This window comes from Leptotrichia hongkongensis, assembly GCF_007990635.1.
Classification (GTDB): Bacteria; Fusobacteriota; Fusobacteriia; order Fusobacteriales; family Leptotrichiaceae; genus Leptotrichia; species Leptotrichia hongkongensis.
This window is the reverse complement of the sequence record NZ_AP019846.1, coordinates 1,597,787-1,616,637: the sequence shown is the minus strand read 5'-3', so window position 1 is coordinate 1,616,637 and position 18,851 is coordinate 1,597,787. Positions and strand designations below refer to the sequence as shown.

Sequence of the window (18,851 nt, the reverse complement as noted above, 5' to 3'; positions counted from 1 at the left end):
TTGTGAAGTATAAGAATTTAAAAATTAATATTTGTATTTTAAAAGATTTATGATAAAATTTTATTATCTATTTAAATTTTTAAAATTAAAGTAATAAATTAAATAATTTTTTGGATATAATCTAAAATAGCATGACTTTTAGAATTATTTTAAACTAGTTTTGCTATGATATATAATTGCAGGAAGAAAAGAGGGTAATATGTATAAGGTGCTAATCGCAGATGATAACAAACAAATTGTTTCTATATTGTCAGAATACTGTAAAAAAAATAATTTTACTGTAAATACTGTTTTTGATGGGGAAGCTGCGTTAAAGGAAATTGAAGAAAATGAGTTTGATATAATACTTTTGGATGTAATGATGCCGAAAAAGGATGGTTTTGATATATGCAGAGAAGTGCGTACTTTTTCAAATGTTCCAATTATAATGATTACAGCACGTGGAGAAGATTATGAGAAAATAATGGGACTGGAAATAGGAGCAGATGATTATATAGTAAAACCTTTCTCGCCAGGAGAAATAATTGCAAGAATAAATGCAATTTTACGTAGAATAACACCTAAAAATGATGAAAGTGCAAAAATTTTCATATATGACAATCTTGAGATTGATTTGAATAATTTTACGGTAAAGATAAACGATGAAATAATTTCCTTGACTAAGAAAGAAATAGAGATTTTATGGACTTTGGCAACAAATCAGAATAAAGTTTTTACAAGAGAAAATTTGCTGGACTTGATATGGGGATTTGATTATTTTGGAGAAAGCCGTACTGTCGATACGCATATAAAAAGGCTTCGTGCAAAACTTGACAATTATAAGCATGAAAAATGGAATATTAAGACAATTTGGGGAGTTGGCTATAAATTTGATGTTTTAGAAAAATAACTTTGTTGATAAATATTATAAAATTAAATCATTGGATAAAAAATACGAAGTTCAAAAAAATAAAAAAGGAGTGAAGTTTTTTAAAATGGGTAAAAGAATAAAAAAGATTTTTTTTAATGGAGAGGAATATCCGCCAGAGACATTTAGATTAGGAATGATGCTGTGCATGGTTGGGGGATTTATGGATGCATACACGTTTGTAACGCGGGGAAAAGTCCTTGCTAATGCACAGACAGGAAATGTTGTTTATCTTGCTATAAATTTACAAAGGGGAGATTTTGGAAAAGCCTTTAATTATTTTATGCCGATTCTTGTTTTCACATTTGGAATATTATTTACTGAATTTATTAGAGTGAAATTTGAAAAACATAGAATTTTTAGATGGCAGCAGATTGTTATATTTTTTCAAGTTATAATAATGTTTTTTATTTCATTCATTCCAAGCGGAAATTGGAATATTGTTGTAAATATGATTATGTCGTTTATTGCCGCAATTCAATATCAAGGATTTAGAAAAATTAGGGGACTGGCAGGAGCGACAACAATGTGTACTGGGAATTTACGAAGTGGAATGGAGAATTTATTTAAATATATAAATACAGAAAACAAATCTTATTTACAAAATTTCTGGATATATTTGGGATTAGATGGATTTTTCTTTATTGGGGCAATGCTTTGTGTAGTTTTAGTAAAAATATACGGTATAGGAGCGTTGCTTGCTTGCTGTATTTTGCTAGTTGCGGTGTTTGTTATAATGTTTAAGGAAACTATTTAGGAAATAGGAGGTATTTAAAATTGAATAATTACAAGCCGCCTTTTCAAATAACTGAAAAAATGACAGTATTAATAGGTGAAATAAGTGAAGAAATAGGAAGAATGTCTATTTTTCAGGAAAAATTTTCAAATCCACATTTAAGGAGAGAAAACAGAATAAAAACAATACATTCTTCGCTTGCTATTGAACATAATTCTCTCTCGCTGGAACAAGTTACAGCCATATTGGATGGAAAAAGAGTTTTAGGAAATCCTAATGAAATAAAAGAAGTAAAGAATGCCTATGAAGCGTATGAATTATTAACTAAGTTAAATCCATTTTCAGTAAAGGATTTATTGGATGCTCACAGATTGATGATGAATGGGCTGGTTAAGGAAAACGGTAAATTTCGTTCTCAAGGGGTTGGTATTTTTGCTGGAAGAAAAGTTGTACATATTGCTCCGTCAGCAGATTTAGTGCCTAAACATATAAGCAGTTTAATTTCATGGTATAAGACTTCTTCTGTACATCCATTGATTAAAAGTGCTGTTTTTCATTATGAATTTGAATTTATCCATCCATTTTCAGATGGAAATGGTCGTATTGGAAGAATGTGGCATACTTTACTGCTTGGAAAATGGAAAAAAATATTTTTTTGGCTTCCAATAGAGGAATTGATAAAAAAAGAACAGAAAGAATATTATGATACTCTTGCAATAGCTGATAAAGAAGGTGAGAGTACAATATTTGTAGAGTTCATGCTTAAAATTATAAACGATAGTTTAAAAGAAATTAAAACTTCTGAAAGAATAACCGACCAAGATAACGACCAAGTAATCGTACAAGATAGTCATCAGGATAAAAATCCAGTTGAAAAATTACTTAGTGTCCTTGGAGATAATGTTTTATCAGCAACAGAAATTATGAAAAAATTAAACTTAGTACATAGACCTACTTTCAGAAAAAATTATTTAAATCCTGCCTTAGAGGCAAAATTGATTGAAAGGACAATTCCTGACAAACCTAACAGTAAAAATCAGAAATACAGGAAATTGGAAAGAATTATTAAAAGATAAAAGGGATTGGAAAGGTGGTAAAAATAATGAATCTTATAGATAAAAATACCAAAGTTTACTATATAAGCACTTTTTTACTATTTTTAGCTTCCACAATGCCACATTCCATTCTGACTGTACTTTTTTTGAAAAAAGGTTTGTTAATATCTCAAATTGTATTAATGCAGTCGCTTTTTAATCTTTCTATGATTATTTTTGAAATTCCGAGCGGAGTAATGTCAGATTTGTATTCGCGAAAAAAAGTTTATATTTTATCATTACTTACATTGATTATAACGTTTTTTCTGATTATTTTTTTCAAAAGCCTGTTTTGGTTGTCAGTGGCATATATAATATATGGATTGGCAAATGCACTGGAAACAGGAACAATTGATGTGGCTTTAATAAATGATTTAAAAAATGATGAAACTGGATTGCAAAAATTTTTAAAATATCAAAAGCAAATTTCGACTTTTTCCTCCATTTTAGGTTCAGGAATAGGGTTTTTACTTTATTTTAAGATAGGTGTAAATATTTATTTTATTTCTATTACTTTGATACTTCTCAATATATTGCTAACAACTTTATTTTTTTCCGATGAGAATAAAAAAGCAAATGAAAATATAAACTTTCAAATTTTTAAAAGGCATATAATTGAGTGCATTTCTGAATTGAAGGGAAAAAGAATAATGAAGTATTATAGTAAAACTAGTTTAAAACAGAACTCAAAAATTATGACTATTTTACTCAAACCCTAAATTATATAATTTCTATCAGTTCAATTTTAAATGGGTTCGAGTATATTTTATATTTTTTGGAATTATACAAATTTTTATTCAAAGCCATTTTCAGTTATGGCAAAAATTTTTTTTAGACAAAGGAATTGGCGAAAAGAATTTTTTGTTATGTATGTACTGTTTCAAATAATTGTGACTATCGCATATAATACGAATATTTTAATGATAACTGCAAAAAGTTATATTTACTCCTAATTTTAATATTTTTATTGACAATAAATATAATAATTTTAAAAATAACCTTATATTTACAGGAATATATTTAATATTGTGTACAATTTTTTTATAATTAACTATTATTTTGAATTTCATTTTAACAAAATATTATCAAAAGAAAAAATAAGTGCAATAACTTCTATGAAGTCTTTTTTTTCAAGGATTTTCTCATTCGGAACATTATTTATTTCCAGTTTATTATTAAGAAAAATTAGTGTTGTTAATTTATTTGCGATAAATATTACAGTTGTTATTTTTGTGGTTATGTATTTAATTTTTAGAATTAATAAATCTGTTAAACAATCTTGAACAAAGAATAATATCAGGGTATAAAAATAATATGACTAAAACTATAGTAGAGCAATATGAAAAAAGAAAAAATGAATTATCTATTGGAACAAGACAAAATATTGTAATTGATGCTAGAGGACAAGGAATCACTTATTCACAAGAACAAGAAATAATCCAGAAAATAATTGAAAAATCTAATGGAACAATAAAAAAATCAGATATAACAATATGGAAATAGAAAGGAAGAAAAAATGGAAGAATTATCAACAAAAGAATATAATGAACTTTATAAGAAATACTTTAAAGAAATTTTTAATAAACCAATGAAAGATTTTGGATATAGAAAGAAAGGAACAGGACGATTTTGCAAATTAAATAAAATAGGATTATTTGAATATATAGGTTTTTTTAGATATTATCATGAATTAAGAATAGAGTATGCAATAATACCAATATATAGTTACATAATGAAAGATTCTATAGGAAATGGTGCAAAAACGGAATTTGTAGATTTGGACGGAGAAGAAAAGATGGAAAAAGGGATGAAAAGTATTTTAGAAGAAATAAAAAACAAAATAATCCCTTGGTTTAAAAAATATGAAGATTTAGATGCTTTTTTTGAAGAAATAGTAGGAAATGATAAATTATATATAGGAGCAGAAATTTATAGATATTTATTTAGAGCGGCTACTTTTGCAAAGTTTAAAAAATATTCAAAAATACAGGAAAATATTGATAAAGTAAGAGAAGAATATAATAAATATTCAAAGAGATATGACTTTTATAACGATATATTAAAAGAAGCAGTTACATTAGAAGAAAAATTAAAAGAAGGAGAAGAAAGCGTAGAAAAATATATTGAAGAAATGGAATATAAATCACTACTGGACTGGAAAATGGAGAAATTATTAAAAAATGAATCTAAATGAATTTGTGGAAATGAAAAATCATCCACTCCAAACTCTACTGAAGTTAAAATTATGATAAATCATGGTAAAGAAAATTTAAAAAGAGGTGTATACTAATGAACTATTTAAAAAAAATAATTATTTTTTTTCTGATTGGTATCAGTGTAAATTGTGAAGAAATAACTAGAATAAATAATAATGTAAGAGATGATAAAAATTGGTTAAGTATGGAAATAGAGAAAGATGAAAAAATAAAAATATTAAAAACAAAACAAAAATTATCTTTATGTCTTAAAAATATAATTTATCAAATTTTTGGTTTCAAATTGCTCCCTTTTGATAGATAAAGATAAAATAAAAGAATTTACTATAAAAGAAGATGAATTAAAAAATTATAGTGATGAAATTAAAAATTTAGTAAAACAATTAGATAAAAAAATGTATTTATCAAAGGGTATATCAGTTATTCCAATTAGAAATACTTATCTTCCTGAAACAACATTTTTTAATAAGATAATTGATTCAGAAGTAATAATATATTTATCAAAAGATTTTAATTATTATTTAGATTTGCATGAATATGAAAAAATGAAAAAAGATGGAAAAAATAGATGATTTTCAAGATAAATTAAAAAAATAGAAAAAGTAGCAGAATATATTTATTCTAAGAAAGAAGAATATAAAACTATAATTAATTTCAATTCTAATTTTAGTATTTATTCAGATTTAAGCGAATATTTAAATTTTTCTAAAGAAGTATATTTTGAAGATTGGTTTCTAGATACTTATTACTATTCTTTGAACGAGGATTTAATAAAATTGTATAATTTACTTGAAAATAATAAAAAATAGAAAAAGTTAATACAGAAAAATTTTAAATTAGAAATTGAAAGTGAGAGTTGAATTATAAAATTTCAAATAATCGTTGTTGTAAAAGACAGCGGTTATTTTTTGTTTTGAAATAGGATCATATTAGCCCTATAACAAAAAAATTTTGCATCAGGTACGATATTTTTTGTACCCGAAAACGATTTAACAAACGCTATGGCTTAATATTGTGTAATATGAACTTTATCTTCATTTTCAATCAATTTCTCAAATTCTCCAGTTGTTTCAGTTCTTTTTATTCTCTATTTAAAAAGGGAGAAAATAAACAAATTCTGAATATTTCTCCCTAATTTATTTTTATTATTAATTTTTAAAAACAAATTTCTTGATTAAAAATCATTTTTCAAAATTTCCCCTTTTCTTAAATCACTTCTCATTTTTTGAATAATATCATCCATTTCATCCAGTTTTTTCAAAATTTTCTTTTCCTCCGCACTTGTCGTAATAATTTTACTAATTCCACCATTTTTTATTATAATTCGTTTATCTGCTATTAGTGCCAATGTTGGGTCGTGTGTTGCCATTAATACGATTTTGTCAGATGAAACAAGTAATTCCAAGGCTTTTTTCCTGTCAATTCCTGCATTTTCAATTTCGTCAATTAGGACAATTGGAGATGAACTTAAAATAGCTGTGTCGGCAATCATTAAAGCACGGGATTGTCCACCACTTAGGGCTGTGATTGCAGTAGTTAAGTCAAATTGCTCTCCAGCCAGATTGTTTGCAGCGGTAATGATTTTTTCCACAGTTTCGTCAATATTTTCAATCATTCGGCTTTGAGCGTGCAGTTCTAGAAATTCCTTTACTGATAAATCCATAACGAAATTCATGTTTTGTGATAGTTGTGCAACTAGTTTGTTGTTTGAGGAATAACGCCATTTTTTGTCTGGAAGTTCACCGTTTATAAGGATTTGACGCTGTGTTGGAGTATCTTTCTGGGCAGTCCATTCGATGTCGGCAAGAAGTCTTGATTTTCCAGAGCCTGTAGGCCCTACAATGGAAATAATTTCTGATTTATGAATATCAAGCTGCTCAAATCCCTCTTTATTCCCAGATTTGTCTTGCCCAGCGACAATTGTAAGCATATCAATCGAATTTTCCTCTTCCATTCCCAAAAAAAGTTTCATCTGCTCAATGTAGTCAACAAGACTTTCCTCAATTTTTTCCACATCCAGTGCAAAGTCCTCAATTTTATCTTCTGCAAAAGTTACGATGAACTCGTGAAATGTCTTATCTTGAAAAGTTTCCACAGGTAAGTTATTTTCTGTAAAAAAGTTTTCTGCAAAGGGATATTTCTTGCTAAGTTCACTAATAGTCAATTTATTTATTAAATCGTTATTTTTCATATTTTTTCCTTTTTTATTATTTTTATCTATTTTTTTATTGCTGTAAATTCATTTTTCGGACATTACCCATCTGATATTTTTCACCGATTCTCTTTTCTCCTAAGCAGTAAGAGCAAAGTGCCGATGGCATTGGAAATCTAAGTTCCATTCCTTGCACGCTGTCTATCTCCAGCTCTTTTTCGTAAAGAAGTGTGCTTAATTCATACGCTCCCTGCCCAGTAAGCCCGTTAACGTGCATTGTTACAGCTTTTGGGTTTACAGAGTTCACACGTGAGGCAAAAACTTCACGTTCAGCTTGTGAAACAATATCTCCTTTTGTAATAATCACAATATCAGCGGCTTTTAATAATGGTCCAATCTTTTTAGGTGTATTAATTCCTGATAAATTGTCAATTACACAGACTCCCTTGATGTCCTTGATATATGGAGAACATCTGTTGCAAAGTCCTGCCGATTCTGTAATTAATATTGAAAGCCCAAGGCTGTTTCCCCATTGCACGACTTCCTCGATATTTGATACGAAGAAATGGTCTGGGCATAAAGCTCCTGAAATTCCTTTTTTTACTGGAATTCCTGCTTTTGCGTATAATTTGTCATCATCTGTGTAAAGGCAGTCGAATTTTACTACTCCAACTGACATTCCTTGTGATTTTAAGGCTTCTACTGTTTTTAGAATAACGCTTGTTTTTCCTGATGATGGTGGGCCTGAAAATATTATTAAATTCATAGTTATCTCTCCTTTTTTATTTTTTAAATTTTATTGTGCAAGGCTTTTTTGCACATCATTATTAAATTCATCTTCACATTCACGAATAATTTTTCCAATATCATGGCTATAGATGTAATCCCAGCCAATCCATTTAAAATTCTGATGTTCTTCTAAATGGTTATCCACATTTGGATTTGTTGACGGGAATTTTCCATTTGCAGAAAAAATTGTTCCAATTTCATTTGACATAAATAAGTCCATAAATGGCTTGATTTTATCTGCCTTAGATTTTTTTGTAATCATAAATATTGGGCTTAGCAAAGCTCCATCTTTTGGCCATACAGCCTCCAAATCTCCTGTTCCGTCAATCATTTGTGAAAAGAAGTATGGAATAATGCTGACAGCAGGGGCTTCTGGTGTTCGAGTTCTAGCTTTTACCATTTGAGCGGGGTGCAAGCTCTTTTTGTATGAACGTGCCAATTTATGTATCCCATCCATTCCGAAATCTTTGTAAAGATTTGCAAGAAGGGCATTAAACAAGTCTAAATCAGCCATTGGCAATGCAACTGAGTCTTCAAATTCGTCATTTAACAAGTCTGCCCAAGTTTCTGGTGCTTTTCTATCTCCTAAAGAAGTCTTGTTTATCAAAAATATTGCTGGTACGACTCCCATTATTGCATAACGCTTTTTAGGATCCCGCAAGTCAATAGTTTCGTTGCAGAAATCTTTATTCATATTTTCAAGGTATGTTTCAAAAATACCATTTTCCATATATTGCCCCATCAAATTTTTATCAAAAAACAGCTCAAATCCAGCTGAAAGCAATATATCCGAAACTTTGTCAGGATTACCTGTCTTAACTTTTTCTACAACCCAGTCAAGTCCTAAATTTGCTGATTTTAAGGTATATGAAATAGTATAATCATTTTTCTCGTTCTGTTCGTTTACCCAGTCTTTTATACCTTCTAAAAGTGGTATTCTGATAGGACAAGGCAGAACTCCTTCAATTATCAAGTCACTATTTTCATCAGCTTTGCTTTCATCCAGTGAAACATCAATATCTGCATCTTTTTGCAAAAATGTTTCCAGCTTTTCAACAAACAGTTCCTGATTAATTTTTTTTGACATAAGTGCCATTTTCAACTTAATATTTTTCCCCATAACCTCAAGCATCTGTTTATTTTTCAATTGCTCAAACCCATTAGCAATAAAAAAGTCAAGAGCTTCAGGATACTTGTCTATAATCTCATAAAGTGTATCGTCTAAACTAAACATTTCAATCTCCTCTTATAACATTAATATTTTTATTCAAAAAGAGCTGAATCTCAAAAAGTTGCAAGTGAATTTTGGCTCTAATTATAAAAATGTAAAGTTATGATTATAAAAATTATACCATAAAATAGGAATATAAAAGTGTAATATACATTACGAAAAGTATGGAAAATAAATATTCAATTACTTTTGAATGTAAAATAAATTAGTGCTATTTAATTTATTTATTTAAGGCAATTTATTTTTTATCAGCTTGACATTAAGGAAGTTTGAATATACTTTGTATTTTCCAAAAAAAGTCTTGAAATTAGATTCAAAAAATGATATGATTAAATGTAATAGATAATTTAAAAATTGTTTTAAATAAAGACTTTGTAGAGTTAAAAATAAATTTTTTTGAAGAATTTACGTTATTAATAATAAAAAAATAGAATAAAAAATGAATTTTAAAAAACGGCACATAATTTAATGAATAATTAATAATGTAGATGTAGGAGATAAGTTGAGTTTATTTATTTTAAAGATAATTGGCATAATAACAATGTTTTTGGATCATTATCATTATATAGTTGGAGGAAGTGAGATTTTGAATATTGTTGGAAGGATTGCTTTTCCAATATTTGCATTTACACTTAGTGAAGGATATACACATACTCGGAATTTAAAAAAATATCTGTTAAGGTTGTTTATTTTTGCTGTGGGTATTCAGCTTCCGTCGATTTTATTTAGTTATAATTATCCAATGAATGTATTTTTTACTTTATTTTTTGGGTTATTGGCCATTTATGTTTTTAATTTTAAAAGTATAAGAATAAAGCCCAAATTTTTGTGGCTTATTAAAATTAGCCTAATTGGTTTTGTTTTGTTTATTTCTCAAAAATATGAGTTCGATTATGGGATTTATGGAATTTTACTTATTATGAACTTTAATATTTTTAGAAATGATAAGTTTAAAATTTTAATGAATTTTCTAATATTAAATACTTTTAATAAGATTTTTCCAAATGTTTTTGGATTAACTGATACTCAGTTTTTTTCATTGATTTCATTAATATTTATTTTTATGTATAATGGAAAAAAAGGAAGAAGTATGAAGTATTTTTTTTATTTATTTTATCCAATACATTTTTTTATTTTGGAAATGGTAAAGAAAATTTCAATATGAGTTAATAAATATAATAATTAATTTTAGTACATTTTTGGAGAGAGAAATGACAAAAAAGGAAAGATTGAAAAAAATATTCCCGATATTAGAAGAAAAGTTTGGCAGCCCAAAGGCTGCACTAGAGTTTGAAACACCTTACCAGCTGATGATAGCAGTAATTTTATCGGCTCAATGTACTGACGCTCGTGTAAATATTGTTACAAAAGAGCTTTTCAAAGTAGTAAGAGAGCCGAAAGATATTAGAAAAATGGACTTAAAGACATTAGAAAAATATGTAAAATCAACAGGCTTCTATAAAAATAAAGCTAAAAATATAAAGTTAAATGCTGAAATGATGTTAGACAAGTATAATGATATAATTCCAAAGGAACTTGAAAAATTAATAGAACTGCCAGGTGTTGGAAGAAAAACTGCAAATGTTGTCCTTGGGGAGCTGTGGAATATTAGGGAAGGAATTGTTGTCGATACACATGTTAAAAGGCTCTCAAACCGTATAGGATTTGTGAAAAATGATAATCCTGAAATCATAGAAAGGGAACTTATGAAACTTGTTCCCAAAAGAGACTGGTTTGTATATTCGCATTACATGATTTTACATGGAAGAGATAAGTGCATTGCAAGAAAGCCGAAGTGTGATATATGCGAAATTAGAGAATATTGTAAGTATAATTTAGATAATTTAAAAAATAATAATAAATAATTTTATAATATGAATGGAGAAAGGAAAAGAATGGTTAAAAGGGTAAAAAGAGTTTTGATATTTGGAGTAATTGCATTATTTGCAGTTTTAGCCTATGCAGAAGGAGAGCAGGAAAACGGCGGGACAGTTTCTAAGGAAAGTAATCCTGTCATTAAGGAAGAAAAGAAAAATGTTTCGACTGATAATAAGTATGATGAGGTTGAAGAGGCAACAAAAAGAGGGAAAGAAAAGCATTTAGGACATAACAAAAAAAGAAAACACGAATATTTTAATGAAAACCTTTCAAATTCAAAGAAAAATAGTGATCAAGAAAAAGATAAAGAAACGGATGAAAATAAATCAGCAAAAAATGTTAAAAAGGCTGTTCAGAAGAAAAAAGTCGTAAAAGCTATAGAACATGAGCATGAAGGGGTTTCTCATTATTATGGCGAAGTAATAAAATTTATTGCAACTGAAGATGGAAAAATTTTAAAGGATAAAATGTCAAGAAAAAAACATCCGATAGCATCACTTACAAAAGTCATGAATATTTTGGTTACACTTGAACAAATTGATAGAGGAAATGCAAAACTTGATGATAAAGTTTGCTTTACTCCTGAAATAGTAAATATGGGTGGAAGTTGGCTAAATGCTAAAGCAGGAGATTGTTATACTTTAAAAGATTTACTTCGTGCAGAGATAATATATTCAGCCAATAATGCGGCATATTTAGTAGCATATCACATAGGAAAAGGGAACTTTGATAATTTTGTAAAATTGATGAATGATAAAGCAAAAGAACTTGGAATGAATGATACTCGTTATTATACTCCAGCTGGTCTTCCAACTTCAATGACAAAAAAGAATATGGATATTTCAACGGCTTATGACATGTATTTACTTGGAAAAAGAGCTATAAGAGATGAAAGATTACGTGCTTGGATGAAGGAATCAGAATTGGTGCTGCAAAATTCAGAAGGGGAAGATGTTGTTTATAATAATAGAAATCATCTTTTGGACAAGTTTGGAATTTATGGTCTGAAGACAGGATTTCATGCACAAGCTGGATACAATATGATAGTATCAAGTAAAATAGGAAATCTTGAAATTATTTCAGTCACATTGGGAAATAAGAGTGACGATGCTAGAACGGAAGATCAGAAGCAGGAATTTACACAGTTGGAAAAACGTATGATACCAGTTTACAAGGCAGGACAGGAAATTAATAAAAAGTTTAAGATAAAAAATGCTGAAGCAAAAGAAATAAAAGGTGTTTTAACAACAAATGTTTACCAGATTGATAATACAAATTATAAATTTGAAGTAAAAGATTTACAAGTCTCAGCTGAAAAAGAAGGAATTTCTAAAGGAGATGTAATAGGTAAACTTGAAGTTCTGTCAAATGATAACAAGGTTGTAGAAACTGTTGATATTGTGGCACAGAATGATTACAAGCAGTTGTCTTTATTTAGACGTATTTTGAGATTTATAACACTTGGACTTGCATAAAAAAATCGAGCTGTTTAGAAATTAAATGGCTCTTTTTTTATTTATCTGATATAAATATAATGTAATTTAGATGAAAATGTGGTAAAATACATTCAAGCTTATTTGAGATTTAATTCTATTTTTTATTTTAATAGTAAAAATAAAAAACCCTTGAATTAAAGCGTTTTTTAAAAGATTGTGCTGTTAATTTGTATAAATATAAAATTTATTGTTATTTTTTAAAAGAGCTTAATATAAAATAGTATAGTTTATAAGTTTTGTTTTAAAAGAGGATTATGGTTATTTTATAAAATTGTTGAAAAAGAGGAGAAAAATAGTTATGAAAATATTGGGAGTTATACCAGCAAGATATGCATCCAGCAGGTTTGAGGGAAAGCCACTTAAGGATATTTGCGGACATGCTATGATCGAATGGGTTTATAAAAGAGCAAAAAATGCTGATATTGATGAGATTGTTGTGGCTACTGATGATGAGAGAATTTTTGAGGCGGTGAAAAAATTTGGAGGGAATGTGGTTATGACAGCTCAAAATCATCAGAATGGAACTTCCAGAATAATAGAAGTTATTAATAAAAATGAATATCAAAATTACGATTTTATTATAAATATTCAAGGGGATGAGCCATTAATTGACATTGAATCGATTAATATTCTGGCAAATAATTATAGGGATGAAAAATCTGAAATTGTTACATTGAAGCAGGAAATGAAATCTCAAAATGAAATTGAAAATCCAAATAATGTAAAAGTTATTACAGACTTTGATGATAATGCCATTTATTTTAGCCGTTCAGTAATTCCTTATGAACGTGATAAGAATAATAGCCAAAATATTAAATATTTTAAACATGTTGGAATTTATGGATATACAGCGAAATTTTTAAATGAACTGAAAAATTTAAAGGAAGGTGTTTTGGAAAAGATAGAATCGCTTGAACAGCTTAGATTTATTGAAAATGGATACAAAATAAAAGTTTTAGAAACTAAGTCGCAGGTAATAGGAGTGGATACACAAGAGGATTTGAAAGAAGCTGTTAAATTTATAACTGAAAATGGAATAATATTAAAATAAATAAAATATTGTAAAAAGGAGGAAATTATGGAAAACGGAGTAATGATACAGTACTTTGAGTGGAATTTGCCGAATGATGGGAAACATTGGCAAAGATTAAAGGATGATGCAAAGCATCTAAGTGAAATAGGAGTAAGTGGAGTGTGGATTCCGCCAGCATATAAAGGAACTTCACAATTTGATGTGGGATATGGTGCCTATGATTTATGGGACTTAGGTGAATTTGACCAGAAAGGAACTGTCAGAACGAAATACGGGACAAAGCAGGAACTGATTGAAGCAATAGAAGAACTTCATAAATACAATATAAATGTATATTTGGACGCTGTTTTGAATCATAAGGGCGGAGCTGATGAAACAGAGAATTTTTTGGCGATAGAAGTTGATCCTGAAGACAGAACTGTAGAAATATCAGATCCTTTTGAAATAGAAGGATGGACAAAATTTACTTTTCCCGGAAGAAATGATAAATACTCTGCATTCAAGTGGAATTATAATCTTTTCGATGGAATAGATTTTGATAATAAAACTGGTAAAACTGCAATTTATAAAATTGTTGGCGAAAATAAGGACTGGGATGAAGGAGTTGACTCTGAACTTGGAAATTATGATTATTTGATGAATGCCGATATTGATTTTTCACATCCTGAAGTGCGTGAGGAAGTAATCCGATGGGGTAAATGGGTTGTAAATGAGTTAAAAATTGATGGATTCAGAATGGATGCCGTAAAACATATAAAAGATGAGTTTATAGCTGAATTTTTGACACAAGTAAGAGCAGCTTATGGCGAAGAATTTTATTCTGTTGGAGAATACTGGCGAAATGATTTGGAAAAGTTGAAGGAATATCTGAATAATGTTGGGTATAAGACTGATTTATTCGATGTTGGGCTTCATTTTAATATGTATGATGCATCTAAAAAGAAAAAGGATTATGATTTAAGAGAAATTTTTGAACATACAATAGTTGAAACAAATCCTATGGCAGCGGTAACATTTGTGGATAATCACGATTCTCAAAAAGGAAGTGCTTTAGAATCACAAGTGGAAGACTGGTTTATTCCTCATTCGTATGCTATAATATTATTATCAAAAGATGGCTATCCATGCTTGTTTTATGGTGATTACTACGGAGTGGGAGGAGAAAAAAGCCCGCACCAATGGATAATTGACAAACTTCTGGAAGTACGAAGAATACATGCTTATGGAGAACAAATAAATCATCTGGATAATCCAAATGTAATTGCAATTCAAAGAACAGGAAGAGATGAATGGACTGGATGTGTAGCCGTACTTTCAAATTCTGAAGAGGAAGAAGAAATACAGATTGAGTTTGGAAAAGAACGGGCAGGAGAAGTTTGGCACGAAGTTACAGGTAGTGGATATGAAGACATTACAATAGATGAAGAAGGAAATGCCGATTTTAAAGTTGAACCTGAAAAAATTTCTGTATGGATACGTAAAAGTTAAGATAAAAATATTGAAATTATCTATGGTTGTAAAGAAATAAATGTTAAAATAATATGAACCTTTCTAGGTTATTTTAAGAAAAACCAAAATTGGAGGTAAGAAAAATGAGAAAAATTAAAATCATAGGAGTAGTAATTGCATTGGTTATGAGCTTGAGTTCTTGTACCGCTGTAGCATTGGGAGCAGGAGCTGTTGCTGGAGGATATACTTGTTTAAATACCAATCTTTGTAATAAATTGAAAAAATAGTTAAGTAATCTTTAAGGGCATAGAATTTTATGCCCTTATGTTAAAAATTCAAAACACATAAAAATGTTAAACAGGAGAATAGTAAAAATATGAAAAATAGTAACACAAGAGAAAAAATTTTGGAAAATATACAGAGGATAGTTGTAAAAGTTGGAACGTCTACACTTACAACTGAAAATGGGCATCTAGATATTGAAAAAATAAAGAAAATTGTGCTGGAACTGAGTAATTTACAGGATAAAGGGTATGATGTAATACTTGTAACTTCTGGTGCAGTTGGAGCTGGAATGGGGCTGCTTAATATAAGTGAAAAGCCTAAAACTTTGGCGGAAAAGCAGATGCTGTCAGCAGTTGGACAAGTTTCACTTATGCAAATTTATCAAACATTATTTAAAGAACATAACAAAATAATTGGACAGCTTTTATTAACAAAAGAGGAATTTTCGAACAGAAAAAGATATTTGAACATGAGAAATGTCTGTAATGCTTTTCTAAAAAGAAAAATTATTCCGATTATAAATGAAAATGATGCAATTGTATCTAATGCTTTGAAAATTAAGGTTGGAGATAATGATACAATGTCAGCGCTTGTTTCTGGATTAATTGATGCTGATTTATTAATTATTTTATCAGATATTGACGGACTTTATAATAAAAATCCACGTAAATATGATGATGCTAATCTGATTAATATGGTTGGGGATATTAATGAGGACATAAAGCAGATGGCAGGAGCGGAAGGATCAAAATTTGGAACTGGTGGAATGATAACAAAAATTATTGCTGCAGAAATGGTAACCAAAATTGGAACAAGTCTTGTAATTGCTAGTGGTGATGATCCTCACAATATAACTAGAATCGTTGAAAAAGAAAATATAGGAACACTTTTTGTGAAAAAAAATAAAAAAATCAGCTTACGAAAATATTGGCTTGCATATGGGCCTAATAAGGAAGGTGTATTAACAATCGATAATGGTGCAAAAGCAGCATTAAAAAATGGAAATAGCCTATTACCTGTGGGAATAAAATCTATTGAAGGAAACTTTGATAAAGGGGCAGTCATTGAAATAGAAGATTTGGAAGGTAAAGTTGTTGCAACAGGAATTTCAAATTATTCATCAGAGGAAATTAACCTTATAAAAGGTGTAAAAAGTGAAAATATAGAAGAAATACTGGGTTATAAATACGATGATGCTATTATTCACATTGACAATGTAGTTATGAAAAAATAAAAATAATAAATTCAATTTTGTTGATTGAGAGAAATTTTATTTAAAAGTTTAGTACAAAAGTGTCTAAAAAATTAATAAAAGAGAAATAGGAACGATTTATGAATTACGAACAACCAAAAAAATAGTAGGAATCAAATTTTATCTTAAAATACTTACAATGGCAATTTTTTGGCTATTTAACCTTAGAAGCCTTGGCTCTAGATAATGAAGTTTATAACTGGAATGACTACGATATAAGCACAATAGCTGAAAGAATAAATATAATAGATAAAGATGGGAATAAAATATTGGATTTATCTGACAAAACACTAATTCATAATACGAATTTATGAGAAGCAATCATTAATATTTTCGGAGCGAATGAATAAAAAAATGGAAAGGAGGAAGTAAGTGAAGAGCGAAAATATTTTTAATAAAAATGAAAATAAATTATACACATTTCTTGGTGGATTTTTAGGCTTTATAATTGCAACTGTACTTTATTTTTTGCGGCTCAAAATAATATAAGACATATTGTAGTGATGTTTTTAGGTGTGGGAATTATAGAAATTGGAGTTATATTTGGAAATTTTTTTGGTAAAAAAAGAAAAGAAAAAGTTAAAGAAATTACTGACTCGAATGAAGGAGAAAAAATAAGAAAAGTAAAAAAAAATAAATTTAAGAATCTGTATGATGAATTAGAAATAACTATTTTTAGTGTAGTTATTATATATATTTTTTCATATTTGGCAATATATTTGTCAGAAGTGTTAAACTTAGCATCAATTTTTAAAAGGCAATATCTAGATAAAAAATTTTTTGATATTTTAATGGAAGTTATGACAAATATTTTTAATATTGACTGGGCTAGGCGATATTTAATAATTTACTGGATTTTTTTAACTATTTCTATGGTTATGTTTATGATAGCTATATTTAGAACGAGAAAAATAAAAAAATGAAGGATGGGAATAGAAAAGCTGGAAATCTTTTTTAGAAATTAGATAAATTAAGAAATGAGGGAGATATGAATTATATAGAAGAACTTGGAAAAAAAGCAAAAGCCGCTTCAAGGGAACTTTTGAAAATTGGAACAAAAACTAAAAATGATGTGTTGTTTGCAATTGCAGATGAATTGATAAATAAAAAAGAGGAAATAAAGGCTGCAAACAAAATAGATATGGAAAATGGTAAGAAAAATGGAATGGCATTTTCCTTGCTTGATAGAATGGAGCTTACAGACAGCAGAATAGAAGGAATGGCTCAAAGTCTACGTGAAATGGCTATGTTTCCAGATCCAATTGGAGAAGTTATTACAGGATGGAATCATAAAAATGGAATGAATATTGTAAAAAAAAGAGTTCCTCTTGGAGTAATCGGAATGATTTACGAATCTCGTCCAAATGTTACAGTAGATGCAGCAGGACTTGCAATAAAATCTTCAAATGCAATAATTTTACGTGGATCAGAAGATGCACTAAATTCGAATATTTATTTGAATAATTTATTAAATAGGGTTGCAGATGCTCACGGATTGCCCAAAAATACAGTTCAACTTGTAGAAAAGCCAGAAAGAGAACTTGTGATGGACTTAATCCGTGCAGACAAATATATTGATGTAATTATCCCGAGAGGAGGAAAAGGACTAAAAAGATTCATCATAGAAAACGCAACAATTCCAATGATAGAAACAGGTGCAGGAATCTGTCATATATTTGTAGACGAAACAGCCGATATAAAGCAGGCATTACCAATTATCGAAAATGCCAAAGTACAGCGTCCAAGTGTATGTAATGCCATCGAAACAACACTTGTTCACGAGAACATTGCAAAAGCAATCTTGCCAGAATTAACAGAAATGCTTTTAAAAGATGGTGTAGAGCTAAGGTACAGCAAAGAAGCATTAGAAATTGTTGGAAACAGAAAAGATGTAAAATTGGCAACAGAAGAAGATTTTGGGGCTGAATATCTAGATTTAATAATGTCACTAAAATTAGTTAAAAACATAGATGAAGCAATTGAATATATAAATAATCATGGAACGCACCATTCCGACTCAATCTTGACAAAATCTATAGAAAATGCTGAAAAATTCCTAAACGAAGTAGATTCAGCCAACGTTTACTTAAACGCTTCGACAAGATTTTCCGACGGAGGAGAATTTGGCTTTGGTGGAGAAATCGGAATTTCCACGCAAAAACTTCACGCTCGTGGGCCTATGGGAATAAGAGAGCTGACTACGACGAAATATGTGATTAGAGGAGAAGGGCAGATAAGGGAATAGTAAGAAAAATAATATAAATTTATGAAAAAGTCTGATAGAAAGAAATCTATTGGACTTTTTTGTTTTAAATAGATATATTTTTGTGAAA

The 18,851-nt window shown here is 28.9% G+C and carries 20 protein-coding genes; 17 read left to right on the top strand and 3 right to left on the bottom strand.

Annotated elements, in window-relative coordinates:
- The first annotated feature begins 199 nt into the window (after positions 1–199).
- From FVE75_RS07620 to FVE75_RS07580, 8 genes are all read left to right on the top strand, one after another.
- On the top strand, positions 200–889 hold the full coding sequence (locus FVE75_RS07620) for a response regulator transcription factor (RefSeq protein ID WP_147005936.1): 690 nt from the start codon (positions 200–202) through the stop codon (positions 887–889).
- 85 nt (positions 890–974) lie between these two features.
- A complete protein-coding gene (locus FVE75_RS07615) occupies positions 975–1,664 on the top strand; it encodes a YoaK family protein (protein WP_147005935.1) in 690 nt (229 codons plus the stop codon).
- Positions 1,665–1,684: 20 nt separating this feature from the next.
- Positions 1,685–2,719: a Fic family protein gene (locus FVE75_RS07610; protein ID WP_232052498.1), complete on the top strand. Its 1,035-nt coding sequence runs from the start codon at positions 1,685–1,687 to the stop codon at positions 2,717–2,719.
- 26 nt (positions 2,720–2,745) lie between these two features.
- The gene (locus FVE75_RS07605; protein ID WP_232052497.1) at positions 2,746–3,456 is read left to right on the top strand and encodes an MFS transporter; all 711 of its coding nucleotides are present in this window, start codon (positions 2,746–2,748) and stop codon (positions 3,454–3,456) included.
- Between the two features lie 595 nt (positions 3,457–4,051).
- Positions 4,052–4,240 (top strand): hypothetical protein, encoded by a 189-nt coding sequence (locus tag FVE75_RS07595; protein WP_147005934.1) that lies wholly within the window; start codon positions 4,052–4,054, stop codon positions 4,238–4,240.
- A 13-nt stretch (positions 4,241–4,253) separates the two neighbouring features.
- The gene (locus tag FVE75_RS07590) at positions 4,254–4,931 is read left to right on the top strand and encodes a hypothetical protein (protein WP_147005933.1); all 678 of its coding nucleotides are present in this window, start codon (positions 4,254–4,256) and stop codon (positions 4,929–4,931) included.
- 95 nt (positions 4,932–5,026) lie between these two features.
- On the top strand, positions 5,027–5,257 hold the full coding sequence (locus FVE75_RS07585; RefSeq protein WP_147005932.1) for a hypothetical protein: 231 nt from the start codon (positions 5,027–5,029) through the stop codon (positions 5,255–5,257).
- Positions 5,247–5,525: a hypothetical protein gene (locus FVE75_RS07580; protein WP_147005931.1), complete on the top strand. Its 279-nt coding sequence runs from the start codon at positions 5,247–5,249 to the stop codon at positions 5,523–5,525. The genes FVE75_RS07585 and FVE75_RS07580 overlap by 11 nt, the downstream gene beginning before the upstream one ends.
- A 602-nt stretch (positions 5,526–6,127) precedes the next feature.
- Here the strand turns inward: FVE75_RS07580 and FVE75_RS07575 are convergent.
- From FVE75_RS07575 to FVE75_RS07565, 3 genes are read right to left on the bottom strand one after another with little or no spacing between them, the layout of a single operon-like run.
- Positions 6,128–7,144, bottom strand: coding sequence for an ATP-binding cassette domain-containing protein (locus FVE75_RS07575; protein WP_147005930.1), 1,017 nt, complete (start codon positions 7,142–7,144; stop codon positions 6,128–6,130).
- Positions 7,145–7,178: 34 nt separating this feature from the next.
- Positions 7,179–7,871 carry a GTP-binding protein gene (locus FVE75_RS07570; protein WP_006805894.1) on the bottom strand — a complete coding sequence of 231 codons (693 nt, stop codon included), beginning with the start codon at positions 7,869–7,871 and terminating at the stop codon, positions 7,179–7,181.
- A gap of 30 nt (positions 7,872–7,901) precedes the next feature.
- Positions 7,902–9,128, bottom strand: coding sequence for an ABC transporter substrate-binding protein (locus FVE75_RS07565; RefSeq protein ID WP_147005929.1), 1,227 nt, complete (start codon positions 9,126–9,128; stop codon positions 7,902–7,904).
- A gap of 499 nt (positions 9,129–9,627) precedes the next feature.
- Between FVE75_RS07565 and FVE75_RS07560 the strand changes: the two genes are divergently transcribed.
- The 9 genes from FVE75_RS07560 to FVE75_RS07525 all read left to right on the top strand — a co-directional run bounded on the left by FVE75_RS07560 (position 9,628) and on the right by FVE75_RS07525 (position 18,763).
- Positions 9,628–10,290 carry a TraX family protein gene (locus tag FVE75_RS07560; protein WP_147005928.1) on the top strand — a complete coding sequence of 221 codons (663 nt, stop codon included), beginning with the start codon at positions 9,628–9,630 and terminating at the stop codon, positions 10,288–10,290.
- A gap of 46 nt (positions 10,291–10,336) precedes the next feature.
- Positions 10,337–10,990, top strand: a complete 654-nt coding sequence (nth, locus tag FVE75_RS07555; RefSeq protein WP_147005927.1) for an endonuclease III — start codon at positions 10,337–10,339, stop codon at positions 10,988–10,990.
- Between the two features lie 30 nt (positions 10,991–11,020).
- Positions 11,021–12,478, top strand: coding sequence for a D-alanyl-D-alanine carboxypeptidase family protein (locus tag FVE75_RS07550; protein WP_147005926.1), 1,458 nt, complete (start codon positions 11,021–11,023; stop codon positions 12,476–12,478).
- A gap of 319 nt (positions 12,479–12,797) precedes the next feature.
- Complete coding sequence (kdsB, locus tag FVE75_RS07545; RefSeq protein ID WP_147005925.1) at positions 12,798–13,550, top strand: 3-deoxy-manno-octulosonate cytidylyltransferase; 753 nt, start codon at positions 12,798–12,800, stop codon at positions 13,548–13,550.
- A 27-nt stretch (positions 13,551–13,577) separates the two neighbouring features.
- Positions 13,578–15,020 (top strand): alpha-amylase, encoded by a 1,443-nt coding sequence (locus tag FVE75_RS07540; RefSeq protein WP_147005924.1) that lies wholly within the window; start codon positions 13,578–13,580, stop codon positions 15,018–15,020.
- A gap of 104 nt (positions 15,021–15,124) precedes the next feature.
- Positions 15,125–15,268: a hypothetical protein gene (locus FVE75_RS10960; RefSeq protein ID WP_172618799.1), complete on the top strand. Its 144-nt coding sequence runs from the start codon at positions 15,125–15,127 to the stop codon at positions 15,266–15,268.
- An 89-nt stretch (positions 15,269–15,357) separates the two neighbouring features.
- Positions 15,358–16,500, top strand: coding sequence for a glutamate 5-kinase (proB, locus tag FVE75_RS07535; RefSeq protein WP_147005923.1), 1,143 nt, complete (start codon positions 15,358–15,360; stop codon positions 16,498–16,500).
- Positions 16,501–17,021: 521 nt separating this feature from the next.
- Positions 17,022–17,441: a hypothetical protein gene (locus tag FVE75_RS07530; protein ID WP_147005922.1), complete on the top strand. Its 420-nt coding sequence runs from the start codon at positions 17,022–17,024 to the stop codon at positions 17,439–17,441.
- 65 nt (positions 17,442–17,506) lie between these two features.
- On the top strand, positions 17,507–18,763 hold the full coding sequence (locus FVE75_RS07525) for a glutamate-5-semialdehyde dehydrogenase (protein WP_147005921.1): 1,257 nt from the start codon (positions 17,507–17,509) through the stop codon (positions 18,761–18,763).
- The last annotated feature ends 88 nt before the right edge of the window (positions 18,764–18,851 follow it).